The organism is Streptomyces phyllanthi, from assembly GCF_009377205.1.
In the GTDB taxonomy this organism is placed as follows: Bacteria; Actinomycetota; Actinomycetes; order Streptomycetales; family Streptomycetaceae; genus Streptomyces; species Streptomyces phyllanthi.
Genome location: NZ_VJZE01000010.1, coordinates 46,591 through 60,638, shown reverse-complemented (window position 1 = coordinate 60,638; position 14,048 = coordinate 46,591). Strand labels below are relative to the sequence as shown.

Below are 14,048 nucleotides of genomic sequence, written 5' to 3'. Positions count from 1 at the left end.
GGCGTGGTGGCGGCGCCGGTGGCCACGGCGTCGTCCACCCACTTCATCGGCCGGGGCGGGGGCCGCCCTTCCGCGCAGAGGATTCGCTCATGTGGCCGATCATGCCACAGCAGCCTCTCGGGACGCCGACCTCTCGGCCCGTCAGCCTCTCGGGACGCCGACCTCTCGGCCCGTCAGCCTCTCGGGACGCCGACCTCTCGGCCCGTCAGCCTCTCGGGACGCCGACCTCTCGGCCCGTCAGCCTCTCGGGACATCGCGATATGTCGGCACAGTGCCGAACGCGGCAAGCGAGACGGACAGTGACGGGGCGGCGTGCCTCAGCAGCTCGGGCCGTTCTCGCGCCGGTCGACCGAACGGTCCTGTTTCCACCAGCGGCAGGCGGGGACGCGGTCCTTATGGTGAACCTCGGATACACGATGATGACGGAGCAGGCCGGTCCGCGGGACCTCGTCGACCATGTGGTCGGCGCCGAGGAAGCCGGTTTCGACTTCTCGGTGACCAGTGACCACTACTTCCCCTGGCTGCGCTCCCAGGGACACTCGCCGTACGCGTGGAGCGTGCTGGGCGCCGCCGCGCACGCGACCTCGCGCATCCCGCTGATGACGTACGTGACGTGCCCGACGTTCCGCTACCACCCGGCCGTCGTTGCCCAGAAGGCCGCGACGCTGCAACTGCTGTCCGAGGGCAGGTTCCGCCTTGGCCTCGGCTCCGGCGAGAACCTCAACGAGCATGTCGTCGGCCGTGGCTGGCCGTCCGTCGACGTACGGCACGAGATGTTCGAGGAGGCCGTCGAGATCATCCGCGCGCTCTTCGAGGGCGGACACGTCACTCACCACGGCAAGCACTACGACGTCGACTCGGCACGCCTGTGGGACCTGCCGGACGCCCCGCCACCGATCGGCATCGCCGTCTCCGGCGAGCGGTCCTGCGCCCTGGCCGGCCGGCTGGGCGATCTGGTCATCGCCACCGAGCCCGAGCAGGAACTGCTCACGGCGTTCGACCGGCACGGCGGGACGGGCAAGCCCCGGATCGGGCAGCTGCCGGTCTGCTTCGACCCCGACCGCGATGCGGCGATCGACCGGGCCCATGACCAGTTCCGCTGGTTCGGCGGCGGCTGGAAGGTCAACTCCGAACTGCCGCACCCCGACTCGTTCGCCGCAGCCACGCAGTTCGTGACGCGGGACGACGTCGCCGAGTCCATCCCCTGCGGCGACGACCCCGACGCGTTCGTGTCCGCGGTGCGGCCCTACGCGGAGGCCGGATTCACGGATGTCGCCCTCGTACAGATCGGCGGCGACAGCCAGCACGCCTTCCTGGAGTGGTCCGCGAAGACACTGCTGCCCGCCCTGCGGGACGCGTTCGCCTGAGGCCCAGCCCCCGGCCCCCCGGCCCCCGGGACCGTCCGCCGTCCGCTCTCACCGGGCTGGAGACCGACCACTGAGTGGGGCGGCCCGACTGGCGGACCCGTCAGGGAGCTTCGGGGACGAGGCCCAACTGTGTGAAGAGCTCCGCCTGGTCGAAGTACAGGCGGTAGCTGACGATGACCCCGTCCTCCACGGTGGCCAGGTCGCAGCCGCGGATCCGGACCTCCCTCTGGGTCGCGGGGATGGTCTCACCGTCGGGGAGCGCGATGGGACCCGTGTTGCGACCGCCGAGAAATCCCTCGTCGATCGCGGTGTCACCGGTCTCGTACTTGCGCAGCGACGTGTACGTCGGCTGCGGAAACATCTCCGCGACCTGCTCGAAGTACTCGACGATGTGGTCACGGCCCCGCAGTTCCCCCGCGTCTGGTGTGACGGCGACCGCGTCCTGCGCGAAGCACTCCGCGATGGCCTTGGGATCACGGGCCGTGGTCACCGCCTCGGTGAGCCGGTCCATGACCTCACGAGCCTGCCCCATGACGCACCTCCTGGGCACCCGTCGTGTCCTGGCCACTCCCATTTTCCTCCCGGCCCCCGCGGCTCGCGCGCCCTGCGCACCGTGGCTTGCCGACGGCCGGCCCCCTCAGGGCACGTCGGCCACCGAGAAGACCCCCGGCCCGCTCACCCCGTACAGCACCCCGCCCACCAGGAGCGGCGGCATGGAACTGGGCGACAGCTCCTCGAAGGAACGGCCCGCCGTGTCGATGGACGGCTGGGTGCGCCCGATCTCCTTGCCGGTGCGCGGATCGAGAGCCAGGACGCTGGTGTCCGGCATGATGACGTACAACCGGCCGTCGTGGATGGCCGGCTCACTGAAGACGCGCAGCTCCCGCGAACTGGTCCACAGCGGCTTCCCGCGCTTCAGGTCGAGGGCGAGCAGCGTCTCGTTGCCGTAGTCGAAGATGTACATGGTGTCGCCGTGCACCAGCGGCGGCGCCTCCGGCTCCACGCTCCAGGGGAAGTCGATGCGGCGGGTCTTCCCGCTGCCGAGATCCTGGATGAAGAAGGCGGCGGAGACCCCGGTGTCGTCGTCCCAGCGCGCGTAGTACGCCGTGCCGTCGTGCACCGTGGCCAGCCACAGATCGCCCTTGGGCGCCTTGACGGTGCCCAGCGTTCTGCCGGTGCGTCCGTCGAGGTGCGCGATCCCGCCGGAGCCCCCGCGCAGATCGGCGTAGAGCGTCCCCTTCGGTCCCGCGTGGAAGGGGCTCGCTGAGGCGGAGGTCAGCTCACGCCGCCACAACTCCTCGCCCGTGCGCGGTTCGTACGCGGCATAGCGCGCCGTGTCGGAGGGCCCGAGCTTGTCCAGCCGCACGAGCAGTACGCCGCTCAGATACTGGAACTCGCCCACCGGGCCGTCCAGATGCCACAGCCGCTTTCCGGTTCCGCCGTCGAAGGCGTCCACTCCCTCAGACCGGTCGGCACTGTTGACGTACACGACACCGTCGTGGACGACCGGATCGCTCAGCGTGAAGCCGGTGACCTTCTTCTCGCTCATGGGTTTCGTCCAGTCCACACGGCCCGTCGCGGGGCTCAGCCGCATCAACGCGACCTGTGGGGAGGAGCAGAAGACGCCGAGCGCGTCCGGTGTGCACGCCGGGCCGAAGGGAAAGGGCTCGTCCTCGTCGGGGTCCGGCTCCAGTGTGTTGTGCCACGGCTTCCAGCCCGCCGGTACCGACGCCCCCGGTGCGGCCTGGCCCGCCCCGTCACTCGTGCTCGCGGGACCACCTTCGCCCAGCAGGGCCGCCGTAGCCGTACCCGTGACGCCGAGGAGGGCCGCGGCCGCCAGGAGGGCCCACAGCCTCTTCCCGCGCCGCTCCGGCCCGGTCTGTCCGGCGGACCCGTCCTGCCCGGTCTTCGCGGGCGGCGTCGCCGTCCCCGACAGTACGGTCACCGGCTCCCGCGACGGCTCCTCGGCGGGCACTTCATCAGGGGCCTCATCCGGGACACCGTCGGGCGTCTCGGCCAGGACACCACCGGGCGTCTCGTCCGGGAGCCCGTCGGGCAGTTTCTCCGGCAGTCCGGCCAGTGTCTCCAGCACCTCACCGGACGTCGGCCGGTCCGCGGGCTCTTTCGCCAGACAGGCCGACACCAACGGGCGCAGCGGCTCGGGCAGTTCACCCATCTCGGGCCGGTTGTGCACGGTGTTGTACGCCGCGAGATAGGCGTTGTCCGCCTCGAAGGGGCTGTGCCCGGTGGCGGCGTACACCAGTACGGCGCCCAGCGAGAAGACGTCCACGGCGGGGCCGACCTCGCGCGGGCTGACGAACTGCTCCGGTGCCATGAACGGCGGCGAGCCCATCACCATGCCGGTCTGGGTACGGACCTCGCTGCTGGCCGCCCGCGAGATCCCGAAGTCGATGACACGTACCGTCCCGTCCTCGTCGTCGGCGCCCTCCAGCAGCACATTGCTGGGCTTGAGATCCCGGTGCACGACCTCCGCGCGGTGGATCTCCCGCAGCGCCTCGGCGAGTTCGGTACCGAGGCGACGCAGCGCGGGCCAGTCCAGCGGACCCGACTCGTCGACCCGCTCGGCGAGCGTACGGCCCGGGACGAACGCCGTGGCCATCCAGGGCCGTTCCGCGTCCGGGTCGGCGTCCACGACCGGCGCCGTGAACGCGCCGCTGACCCTGCGCGCTGCCGCGATCTCCTGCCTGAACCTGGCCCGGAACTCGGCGTTGTCCGCGTACTTCGTATGCACGACCTTGACGGCGACGGCTCGCCCCGAGACCGATCTGGCGAGGTAGACGACGCCCATGCCGCCGGTCCCGATCCGCGATTCGATCCGGTAGCCCCCGACAGACCGCGGATCGTCCTCGCGCAGCGTCACCGCATCTCCTTCACCGGTTCCGGCCTGGACGGCTCCGGGCCCGGACTGGACTTTTGACATGGACGGCTCACTCTAGTGGCCGGTCGGTCCCACCCACCACGAGCGCCGCCGCACCCGGAAGGGAAGGAGCCTATCGGCAAGGGCCCGGCACGCCTGCCGGAGCCGGGCACACGCCGTACGCGAGCCGCAGGCCGGTCCGCTGATCGCACGGATCAAGCCTCAGGGCGCGTCGACGAACACCGGTTCGAGCGCCCGGCTCAGACGCTCGAGCCACTCCTCGGCCGTACCCCGTACTTGGGGATGGTCCGCGCGGAAGGCCGCCCAGTCCACGGACCGTGGCGTCACCACGTCCAGGCGCAGGGGATCGACGTCCTTCGGGCGGCCCGGCTCACGGCGGAACACCTGGCGCAGCAGCCGCGGAGACAGTCTCGTGGCCTCCGCCTCCGCGAGCAGCACGGCGTCGTACAGGTCCTTGCCCTGGGCGCGGCCATCCGCCGCACAGTCGGCGTGCAGCCACAGCAGCTTCCAGGCGAGCGACAGTTCACGGCTGGCGGTCCGTACGGCGGCCGGCTCGGTTCCGTCACCGCGGGGCACCGCCGTCAGTACGGGTGGCTCCGGGAGCCACTCGTCGCGAGCGAAGTCAAGCCGCACCTCGCCGGGCGGAAGCTTGTCCGCCTGCCAGGGGATGACCAGGCGCACACCTGGGGTGTCGTACTCGGAATAGGTCCAGGTGCCGTCCTCCCGGGCCGCTTCCGCGTCGAGCACCACGCCTGGCGCGGCAACCGGTCTCTCCCGTACGAGGCCGAGCAGCTCGTCGTGCGGCGGGCAGGACTCCGGCTCCGGTTCGGTGATCCAGTGCAGCCCCTCGGGCGGGACGACGGGGCGCAGACCTCTGGTGTCGAACTCCTCGTGCTTCCAGATCTCGTACCGGTCGGCGCCGTCGGCCGCCTCCGGCCACTGCTGTACGACCTCCAGTGCCTCGACGTAGGGATACGGGTGCTCGGGGGCGACCGGGACCAGCAGGGGGCGGGGAACGATCCAGTCGAGGTCCGCCGGCTCCCGCGCCTCGGCCCCCACCCACGCCGGCATGACCATGCTTCCCCGCAGGACGAGGAGGTCGCCCAGAGGAGACCGGGCGACGAGACGGAGCAGATGATCGAGCACGGCGCGACGCGCGGTCCGGTGCGCCGTGCCTTCTCGCTCGCCGTCCGTGGGCCGGGTCACCGGACGTCTCCGCTCTCGTCGATCCACCCGCGGTCCAGGGCCGGACGGTCGTCGTGCACGACGAACTCCTCCTCGACTTCGACGGCCTTGAAGTCCGCTGCCGCGAAAGCGGTGAGGAGGGCGTCGAGGCGCCGGCGCGCCTCGGGCCGGCCGACGCCACGACATCGCTGGGTGACGAAGCGTTCGTGACCGCGCTCGCCCAGATCGCGGCGGGCGTTGCGCGACACATGCGCGGTGTGCCGCCCGGCGAGCGCGCGCACCGTCGCCACCTCGTCCTCGCCGGCGAGGACGAGCTTGACGTGGTGTTCGAAGTAGCAGCCGGGAGACAGCGCCTGGGCCTCGACGGCCGTCCGCGGCACGTCCGCGTTCCACGGCGACGCCTCGATCTTCACGCGTGTCACGCCGAACCCCTCGGCGCGCAGCCGCTCGACCCACACCCGCGCCGTCTCTCGTTGCGCGGCGAGCACACCGTGGCCGCGCAGCGTCACCATCGGCTGGTCGGGGGTGGCGCCCCGGTCGAGCACGATCCGTGTGTACTTCACGTGGTTGCGCTCCGCCCACAGCCGTATCCGGTCCTCTCCACCGGCCGTGGGAGCGGGCACCACCGTGAGGTGCGTCTCGAACTCCCCCGCGAAATCCACCACTGCCGCCCCGCAATCGACCGTTCCTTCACAGGAGGCCGACTGTACTGACCGCCACTGACAGCGGGCCCGCGCCCACCGGGCCACCCGGCTACCGGGCTCACCCGCAGGCTGGGGCGACGCCCCCCAAGGCGCGTCCTCCGCCATCAGCCGACGGACGGGATGATCGATCGGTCCCCGTCCGCCTCCCGCCGCGGGCGCCCGTTTGCGGCCGACCCGACCGGGGACTCGTGCGATATGCCCGTAACACCTGCTATGTGAATTTCCGGGGGCGACCATCTGACGCCTTACGTCCACGTCCTACGTCCCACGCCCGACGTCCGGCAGGAGTATGCGATGCAGACAGACAGCGACACCCGAACCCACCGGCGGCCCGCAGGCCCCGCCAGGGCCCTCCGGAAGGACAGGACGTCCCTCACGTCCCTCAAGCGCGACCCGCTGGTACGCGGCCTCGGAGTGGCCAGTGCCGTACTGGGCGTGCCCCAGGTGACCAGGCCGGGGGAGTTCGCCCGCGGCGTCGGCGTGGAGGACGAGCCCCGGAACCGGCTGGCGACCACCGCGGTGGGTGTCCGTGACCTCGTGGCGGCAGCGGGTCTGCTGGGCCGCCCCCACCCCGCCTGGCTGTGGTGCCGGGTCGGCGGTGACGTCATGGATCTGACGATGCTGGCCAGGGCACTGAGGACCCAGGACGGCGGGCGTACCCGCCGTACGGCGCTGGCCACGGCGGCCACCGCCGCCATCACGGCCACGGATGTCTACGCGGCCGTGACGCGAACCCGCGGGATCACCACGCTGGAACTGACCTCGTCCACGACCGTGGCCAAGCCCCCGGGCGAGGTCTACGGGCTGTGGCGCCAGCTGGACCGGCTGCCGACGTTCATGGCGCACCTGGACGAGGTGCGGGTCACCGGGCCGCGCACGAGCCACTGGAAGGCGACCGCGCCGTTCGGCACCACCGTCGAGTGGGACGCCGAGACCACCGAGGACGTGTCCGGAGAGCGCATCGCCTGGCGTTCCCGCGAAGGCGCCGACATCGACAACTCCGGCGAGGTCCGGTTCGTACGGGCGCCGGGCGGCCGCGGCACCGAGATCCATGTGACGCTCCGCTACGGCCTTCCCGCCGGTCCGCTCGGCAAGGTGGTGGCACGCTACTTCGGCGAGGAGCCGTCCCAGCAACTGGACGACGACCTGCGCCGGTTCAAGCAGGTGATCGAGACCGGTGAGGTGGTCCGCTCGGAGGGCGCCCCCACCGGAAAGCGCGCCCGCGGGGAGTTCCCGCAGCGCCCCGCACGACCACTGACCGAGGACGAGCTCAGGGAGGCACTGTCATGAAGGCCGCCTGCTGGATGGGCCCGGACACCGTCGAGGTGCAGGACGTTCCCGACCCGTCGATCCTCAACGACCGCGACGCCATCGTGAGGGTCACCTCGACGGCGATCTGCGGATCGGACCTCCACCTGCTCCAGGGCTACGTCCCCACCATGCAGAAGGGCGACGTCCTGGGACACGAGTTCATGGGGGAGGTCGTCGAGGTGGGCCCTGGAGTCGACAGCGACACGCTCAGGGCCGGCGACCGGGTCGTCGTACCGTTCCCGATCGCCTGTGGCTCCTGCCTCGCCTGCCAGTCCGAGTTGTACTCGTGCTGCGAGAACACCAACCCCAACGCCGGTATCGCCGAGAAGGTGTTCGGGCACCCCGTCGCCGGGATCTACGGCTACTCCCATCTCACCGGGGGCTTCGCCGGCGGCCAGGCGGAGTACGCCCGCGTACCGTTCGCCGACGTCAACCCGGTGAAGGTCGACTCCGGTCTCACCGACGAGCAGGTGCTGTTCCTGTCGGACATCCTGCCCACCGGGTACATGGGCGCCGAGATGTGCGACATCCGGGACGGCGATGTCGTCGCCGTCTGGGGCGCCGGGGCGGTGGGCCAGTTCGCGATGGACAGCGCGCGCGTGCTGGGGGCCGACACGGTCATCGCGATCGACAAGGAGACCTACCGGCTCGACATGGCCGCCGAGCAGGGCTACATCACGGTCAACCTCGAAGAGGAGGACGTCCGTTCGGCCCTGCTCGAACTCACCGGAGGCCGCGGCCCCGACAAGTGCATCGACGCCGTCGGTCTGGAAGCCACCCACGGCGCACCGCACATACGGCTCTACGACAAGGTCAAGCAGACGGTCCGCGCGGAGAGCGACCGGCCGCACGCGCTGCGCCAGGCGATCCTGTCCTGCCGCAGCGGGGGAGTGGTCTCCGTCATCGGCGCCTACGGAGGACTCATCGACAAGTTCCCGGCCGGCGCCTGGATGAACAGGTCCCTGACCCTGCGGGCCGGGCAGTGCCACGTCCAGCGCTACCTGGGGCCGCTGCTGGGCCGCATCGAACAAGGCGAGTTGGACCCCACCCGGGTGATCACCCACACCCTGCCCCTGACGGACGCCCCGCGCGCCTACGACCTCTTCAAGAACAAGGAGGACAACTGCGAGAAGGTCGTCCTCACCCCCTGAGGCACTCGCGTCGGCCACCCGCCGCCCGCGCCCTCGGCCCGCCGCGCCCCGACCCACGCGTCGACGCGCCCGCCGAAGGCACGGGCGTCGGGTCGGTTTCCGGCCTTCACCGGTGCACCCGCACATGCGGTCGACGCAACGGGCTACTCGACAGGACAGGCACGAACAGGAACGCCGCCAAGCGACGGAGGAGTACGGCGTCGGCTCGTCACCGGGAAGGGCCCGCATGCGAACCGTAGGAGTCGAGGAGGAGCTCATACTCGTGGACGCGGACACGGGAGAGCCCCGAGCGGTCTCCGGCGCGGTGCTCGCCCTCGCACCCGACAGCGGGCTGGAACAGGAACTCCAACTCGAACAGCTCGAGGTCGCGACCCGGCCCATGTCCGCGACGGGCGGACTGTCCCAGGAGATCAGGCGCTGGCGGGCCGAGGCCGCCCGGCGCGCGGCGCGCGTCGGCGCCGTCCCGGTGGCCCTCGCCACCTCCCCGCTGCCGGTGCACCCCTCGCTCACCTCCAGCGAGCGCTACCGCTGGATGCGGGAGGAGTTCGCGCTCACCGCGCAGGAACAGCTCACCTGCGGCTGCCACATCCATGTGGGCGTCCTGTCCGACGAGGAAGGCGTCGCCGTGCTCGACCGCATACGGCCCTGGCTCGCGCCCCTGGTGGCGCTGAGCGGCAACTCGCCGTTCTGGCAGGGCCGCGACACCGGGTACAGCAGCTACCGCAGCCGGGTCTGGGGCCGCTGGCCCTCCGCGGGCCCGGTGGAGATCTTCGGCTCCGCCGAGCGCTACCGCCGGCAGGTGCGCGCCATGCTCGACACGGGCGCCCTGCTCGACGAGGGCATGATCTACTTCGACGCCCGTCTGTCCCGCAACTACCCGACCGTCGAGGTACGCGTCGCGGACGTGTGCATGGAGGCCGAGGACACCGTCCTGCTCGCCACTCTCATACGAGCCCTTGTGGAGACCGCCGCCCGCGAGTGGCGAGCCGGAGACCCCCCGGAACCCGCCGGAATCGGCCTCCTGCGCCTCGCCGGCTGGCGAGCGGGCCGCTCCGGCCTGGACGACCGCCTGGTCCAGCCCCTGACCTGGACCCCGGCACCCGCACAGACGGTCGTACGGTCCCTGCTCGACCACGTACGGGAGGCACTGGACGACGCGGGCGACCTGCCCTCCGCGGAGGAGCGCCTCGCGAGCCTCCTGGAACGGGGAAACGGGGCACGCCGCCAGCGACAGATCTTCGAACGAACCGGCGAACTCGCCGCAGTCGTCAGGGACTGCGCGACCCGCACGGCGGCCTAGTGCTGTGGCCGGAAAGGTTTGCCGGAAAGCTCGCGGCGTCCGGTGCTGGGGGCACCTCCCACGCCGTTCAGGCAGTGGGGGAGCATCGCAAGGCGGAGCATCGCCCGCGTACTGGATGTACTCGGGTGATGCGACAACGCGGCGAGGTGCCGTGCCGGGCGTCGCGAGCCGGTGAACCTTTCCGGTCACAGCACTAGCTGCCGCCGGCGGGGAAGGCGCCGGGAGGCTGACGCCGGCGGGCAAGGTCTAGTCTGACCACACGATCCGGCGTCCAGGAGGTACGGGGTGGGGGTGCGGATCCGACCCGCGCGAGCCGAGGAAGCGACGGCACTGACCGAGCTCGTCCTGCGCTCGAAGGCGCACTGGGGGTACGACGCGGAGTTCCTGGAAGCGTGCCGTGAGGAACTCACCGTCCGGCCGGGCGAGATCGCCGACCGCCGGATCGTCGTCGCCGAGGACGCGGACCTGGGGATGCTCGGCGTCGCCTCCCTGGAGGGCACGGCTCCCCAGGGCCGTGTGGGCCTGTGCTTCGTCGAGCCCCGCGCCATCGGCCGCGGCGTGGGCCGAGCCCTGTACTCCCATGTGATGGGAGCCGCCCGCGACCTCGGGTTCACCCGGATCACCATCGAATCGGATCCGAACGCGGAACCGTTCTACCGCCGGATGGGCGCCCGCCCCGTCGGACGTACGCCCTCCGGCTCCATCGCGGGACGTGAACTGCCCCTCCTCGAAGTGGTCTTCGCGACCCCGCGCGACGGCTGGACCCACGCCTGGACGGGAGGCCGTCGGGCGGTCCACCTCGGCAACGTCGCCGAGTTCCAGTCCCAGTTCGGCCCCGCCTCCTCCCAGGCCGCGCACTATTCCTGTCTGGCCGCCCTCATCTCCCCGCACCCGGCCGTGCTGATCCTGCCCCGGGCGGTTCCGCCCGACTGGATCGACCTGGTCGGCGGCGCCCTGGGCTGGGGACCCGTGGAGGTGTACGACGGCCTGACGGAGCCCGGCGCGGCGTCGGGCATGGATCGGAGCCGTACCGGCCCGGTCCGCCGGCTGTTCCCCGCCGCGGACCCCGCCCTCCCGGTGCCGCCGGACGAGCAGGCGAGTGGCCTCAGCCGGGCCGTCCTGTCCCGCCCCGCACTCGCCGAGCGCCTGAAGTCCCTCGGCCTGCCCCTCGTACCGTGGGGCCGTACTCCCGCCTTCGCCGAACTCGCCGGCGAGCCACTGGGCCCGGACGCTCTGCGGTACGAGTCCAAGCGGGCCGCGCACGAGCTGTTCACACGGCTCTCGCCCGCCCACCCGGGAATCAGGGTGCCGGAGCAGTGGCAGGCGGCCACCCGGCGTGCGGCGGCGCGACTGCTCAGGGCACGGAGCCGCGAGGGTCGGGCCACCGTCGTGAAGACCGAGCACGGCGCCGGAGGATCGGGAACCTGGGTGATCCGGGACTACGGATTCCGGCCCCCGCTGCCCCGCGGGCCCCTGCTTCTGGAGGAGTTCGTCGCCGGGGAGACCGAGCCCAGGGACCTGACCTTCGACGGACTGGTGGACACGGCAGGGCGGGTGCACGAGGTGGGTGTCGCCGTGATGGACGTCGAGGGCACCGCCTACCAGGGCGCCACCGTCGGGCCCGGTGTCGTGCCGCAACCGCTCACCGAGACCCTGGCGCGCTTCGGCAGAGCAGTGGGGGAGCGGATCGCCGCGAGCGGTTACCGGGGGTGGTTCGACGTCGACTTCGTGACCGGCCCGGACGGCCGCCCGGCACCCACCGAGATCAACCTCCGGATGACGGGTCCTTCCGTCGCCTTCATGGTCAAGGCACGGCTCGACGAGACCCGAGGGGGCGACCACCTCGTCCGCACCGTCGACCACGTCCCGCTCGGCGCCCGGCTGCCCGGCCCCGAACTGTCCGCCCTGCTGCGGGAGACGGCGAAGCGGTGCGGCGGGATCGACGCCGTCCTGGTGCCCTCGATCCCCACCGCCTCCTTCGAACCCGCCCCGCGTCTCGGCGTCGTCCTGGCCGCGCACACCCGTGAACGCCTGGACGCCGCCGAGGCGCTGGTGCGTGCCGCCGCCCAGGACACCGGGCGGATGTTCACTCCGTAGCCGAGGGGTCCGGACGCCGCGTCACGTACACCGCCACCACCACCGCCGCGATCATCAACGGCACATTGAAGACGTACACCAGCGCCGCCTGCCGTTCCCAGTCGGTCTTCGCGGCGAGCCGGTAGAAGTTGTCCTGCGGCCACCAGGAGACCAGCAGCCAGACGACGGCCAGATGGGCCGCCGTCGTCAGACCGCTCGAACGACCCTGACGGCGCATCAGCGGACGCCCGGCGAACAGGAAGGCGAGACCCACGCTGAAGGCCAGCAACTCGGCGGCGTACAGACCGCCGAAGAGCCACGACCACGGCGCGGGAACGTAGGTCAGGTCGGTGGAGCCCGGCCAGAACACATCGGTGAGGAACGCGGCCAACGGCAGGGCCACGACCAGCATCGCGCACCCCGTTCCGTAGAGGAGCCCTTCCGGACCCGGCTCCGCCCCACCGCCCTTGCCGCTCACCCCGCCGGACGCCGCGCGCTGCGCGGGCAGCGGCAGCACAGCCCGGTCGATCTTCCCGGCCCGGTTACGAGGCAGGGCCCTGACGGTCACCACGGATGCCGGGATCTCCTGGTCCGGCACGACACCCGTCAGATGGGTACGTATCGTGTCGGCGCCCGGGCGGGCGCTGAGGGCCTTCGGTACGACGTAGGCGACCAGCCGATTCTCGTCCACCGCGGTGATCACGGACTCCCGGATCTGGGGGTGGGTGGCCAGCGCGGCCTCGGCCCGGTGCGGATCGACCGTACGGCCGCGGACGGTGACCCGGTGAGCCAGCCGGCCGCCGAACTCCAGCAGCCCGTCCTCCCGCAGCGTTCCCGCGTCACCGGTGGGCAGGGCTTCACCGCCATCGAGGCCGCCGGGGGGCGTCAGCCAGATCTCGCCCTTGCGGACCTCGGCCCGGGACCCGGGAAACGGGCGGCCGAGCAGGCAGAACCGTCCGGGTTCGTGCACCGGACCGGAGAGCTGGTGCGTCTCGAACCAGGTGCCGCAGCCGGCGACCTCCACGGGCCCGTAGACATTGAGCAGCCGCGCCCCCGGTGCCAGCCGCCCCTGGAGCCGTACCTGCTCGTCGAGCGCGAGCCGTTCCCCGCCGACCGCCACCAGCCGCAGCCCCACGGGCACGGAGCCCTCGAGCAGGGAACCGGCCGTCACCGGGTCGGTGTCGAGCACCGTGACGTCCCCCGCGAAGGGCAGGCCCCGCAGCGCCGGCCGGGCCTCGCCCTCCGGCAGCACCAGAGTGCCCCCGGAGCACAGTGCCCGTATCCAGCCGTAGGTGAAGGCGGCTGTGTCCGTCGGCGCGGTCACCAGATGGACGTCGGAGGGGCTCAGGCCGAACACCTCGGCCCAGGACCCGTACGCGGCACGCAGCCGCTGGTGTCCCGCGGCGAAGGGCCGCGCTTCGCCCGTGGTACCCGCGGTGAAGAGAACCGCGGCGGTGGCCCCGCAGGGCGCGGAAGGGGGCTCGGGGGAGTGGGCGTCGATGAGGCCGGCGTCGGTGTCCAGACAGACGACGAGACGGCCGGTGCCGTCGTCGACGCTCGGCCGGAACTGCTCGTACGTCAGGACGGTGTTCGCCCCTGCCCGCTCCAGCAACCGCCCGATGTCCCCGGTCGGCTGCTGCGGACCGATCACGGTGTAGGCCCCGCCCGCCTTGAGTACGCCGACCACGGCGACCAGCAGATCCGGCAGCCGCGAGATGCACACGGCCACGGTCTCACCGGCGTCGAACCCGGTGTTCAGCAGATGCCGCGCCAGCCGGTTGGCCCGGACATCCAGTACCTCGTAGGTGAGCTGTGCTCGTCTGGTGACCACCGCGGGCCGGTCCGGAGTCTCCCGCGCCCATGCCTCGAACAACCGATGAAGTTCATTCGCCCCGTTCATAACCATTGATCATCCCAGAGACGGCACGGCGCGGGAAGAAGCTCCTGCACGGTGGGGACACCGCGGCGCTCGCCAAAGCCACGGCACACGGACGCCGTCCACGACAGGACACGCCCGGCATCGGCGTACGTCCAGCCCTGCGCGCCACGGGAGGA

10 protein-coding genes are annotated in these 14,048 nt (G+C 71.8%); 5 read left to right on the top strand and 5 right to left on the bottom strand.

Annotated elements, in window-relative coordinates:
- Positions 1 to 395 precede the first annotated feature (395 nt).
- Complete coding sequence (locus FNH04_RS03490; protein ID WP_152780163.1) at positions 396 to 1,367, top strand: LLM class F420-dependent oxidoreductase; 972 nt, start codon at positions 396 to 398, stop codon at positions 1,365 to 1,367.
- Positions 1,368 to 1,467: 100 nt separating this feature from the next.
- Here the strand turns inward: FNH04_RS03490 and FNH04_RS03485 are convergent, their stop codons facing one another.
- The 4 genes from FNH04_RS03485 to FNH04_RS03470 all read right to left on the bottom strand — a co-directional run bounded on the left by FNH04_RS03485 (position 1,468) and on the right by FNH04_RS03470 (position 6,116).
- Positions 1,468 to 1,899 (bottom strand): nuclear transport factor 2 family protein, encoded by a 432-nt coding sequence (locus FNH04_RS03485; RefSeq protein WP_152780161.1) that lies wholly within the window; start codon positions 1,897 to 1,899, stop codon positions 1,468 to 1,470.
- 105 nt (positions 1,900 to 2,004) lie between these two features.
- On the bottom strand, positions 2,005 to 4,248 hold the full coding sequence (locus FNH04_RS03480) for a serine/threonine-protein kinase (RefSeq protein WP_322722545.1): 2,244 nt from the start codon (positions 4,246 to 4,248) through the stop codon (positions 2,005 to 2,007).
- Positions 4,249 to 4,467: 219 nt separating this feature from the next.
- Entirely contained in the window at positions 4,468 to 5,472 is a 1,005-nt protein-coding gene (locus tag FNH04_RS03475; RefSeq protein ID WP_322722544.1) for a nucleotidyl transferase AbiEii/AbiGii toxin family protein, read from the bottom strand.
- Positions 5,469 to 6,116, bottom strand: coding sequence for a hypothetical protein (locus FNH04_RS03470; RefSeq protein ID WP_322722543.1), 648 nt, complete (start codon positions 6,114 to 6,116; stop codon positions 5,469 to 5,471). The genes FNH04_RS03475 and FNH04_RS03470 overlap by 4 nt, the downstream gene beginning before the upstream one ends.
- A gap of 333 nt (positions 6,117 to 6,449) precedes the next feature.
- On the opposite strand from FNH04_RS03470, the gene FNH04_RS03465 reads away from it, so the two are divergent.
- The 4 genes from FNH04_RS03465 (at position 6,450) to FNH04_RS48905 (ending at position 12,014) form a co-directional block, all read left to right on the top strand.
- A complete protein-coding gene (locus tag FNH04_RS03465) occupies positions 6,450 to 7,445 on the top strand; it encodes an SRPBCC family protein (RefSeq protein ID WP_152780157.1) in 996 nt (331 codons plus the stop codon).
- Complete coding sequence (locus tag FNH04_RS03460; RefSeq protein ID WP_152780155.1) at positions 7,442 to 8,617, top strand: zinc-dependent alcohol dehydrogenase; 1,176 nt, start codon at positions 7,442 to 7,444, stop codon at positions 8,615 to 8,617. The genes FNH04_RS03465 and FNH04_RS03460 overlap by 4 nt, the downstream gene beginning before the upstream one ends.
- A gap of 226 nt (positions 8,618 to 8,843) precedes the next feature.
- Positions 8,844 to 9,917, top strand: coding sequence for a glutamate--cysteine ligase (locus tag FNH04_RS03455; RefSeq protein WP_152780153.1), 1,074 nt, complete (start codon positions 8,844 to 8,846; stop codon positions 9,915 to 9,917).
- Between the two features lie 285 nt (positions 9,918 to 10,202).
- Positions 10,203 to 12,014 carry a GNAT family N-acetyltransferase gene (locus tag FNH04_RS48905; RefSeq protein WP_322722542.1) on the top strand — a complete coding sequence of 604 codons (1,812 nt, stop codon included), beginning with the start codon at positions 10,203 to 10,205 and terminating at the stop codon, positions 12,012 to 12,014.
- Here FNH04_RS48905 and FNH04_RS03445 read toward each other — a convergent pair.
- A complete protein-coding gene (locus tag FNH04_RS03445; protein WP_194236536.1) occupies positions 12,004 to 13,893 on the bottom strand; it encodes an AMP-binding protein in 1,890 nt (629 codons plus the stop codon). The genes FNH04_RS48905 and FNH04_RS03445 overlap by 11 nt on opposite strands.
- Positions 13,894 to 14,048 lie beyond the last annotated feature (155 nt).

Excerpts from the sequence above, each read along its gene's own strand:
- FNH04_RS03490 (WP_152780163.1), top strand. The coding sequence starts at position 396 with ATGGTGAACCTCGGATACACGATGATGACGGAGCAGGCCGGTCCGCGG.
- FNH04_RS03485 (WP_152780161.1), bottom strand. The coding sequence starts at position 1,899 with ATGGGGCAGGCTCGTGAGGTCATGGACCGGCTCACCGAGGCGGTGACC.
- FNH04_RS03465 (WP_152780157.1), top strand. The coding sequence starts at position 6,450 with ATGCAGACAGACAGCGACACCCGAACCCACCGGCGGCCCGCAGGCCCC.
- FNH04_RS03460 (WP_152780155.1), top strand. The coding sequence starts at position 7,442 with ATGAAGGCCGCCTGCTGGATGGGCCCGGACACCGTCGAGGTGCAGGAC.
- FNH04_RS03455 (WP_152780153.1), top strand. The coding sequence starts at position 8,844 with ATGCGAACCGTAGGAGTCGAGGAGGAGCTCATACTCGTGGACGCGGAC.
- FNH04_RS03445 (WP_194236536.1), bottom strand. The coding sequence starts at position 13,893 with ATGAACGGGGCGAATGAACTTCATCGGTTGTTCGAGGCATGGGCGCGG.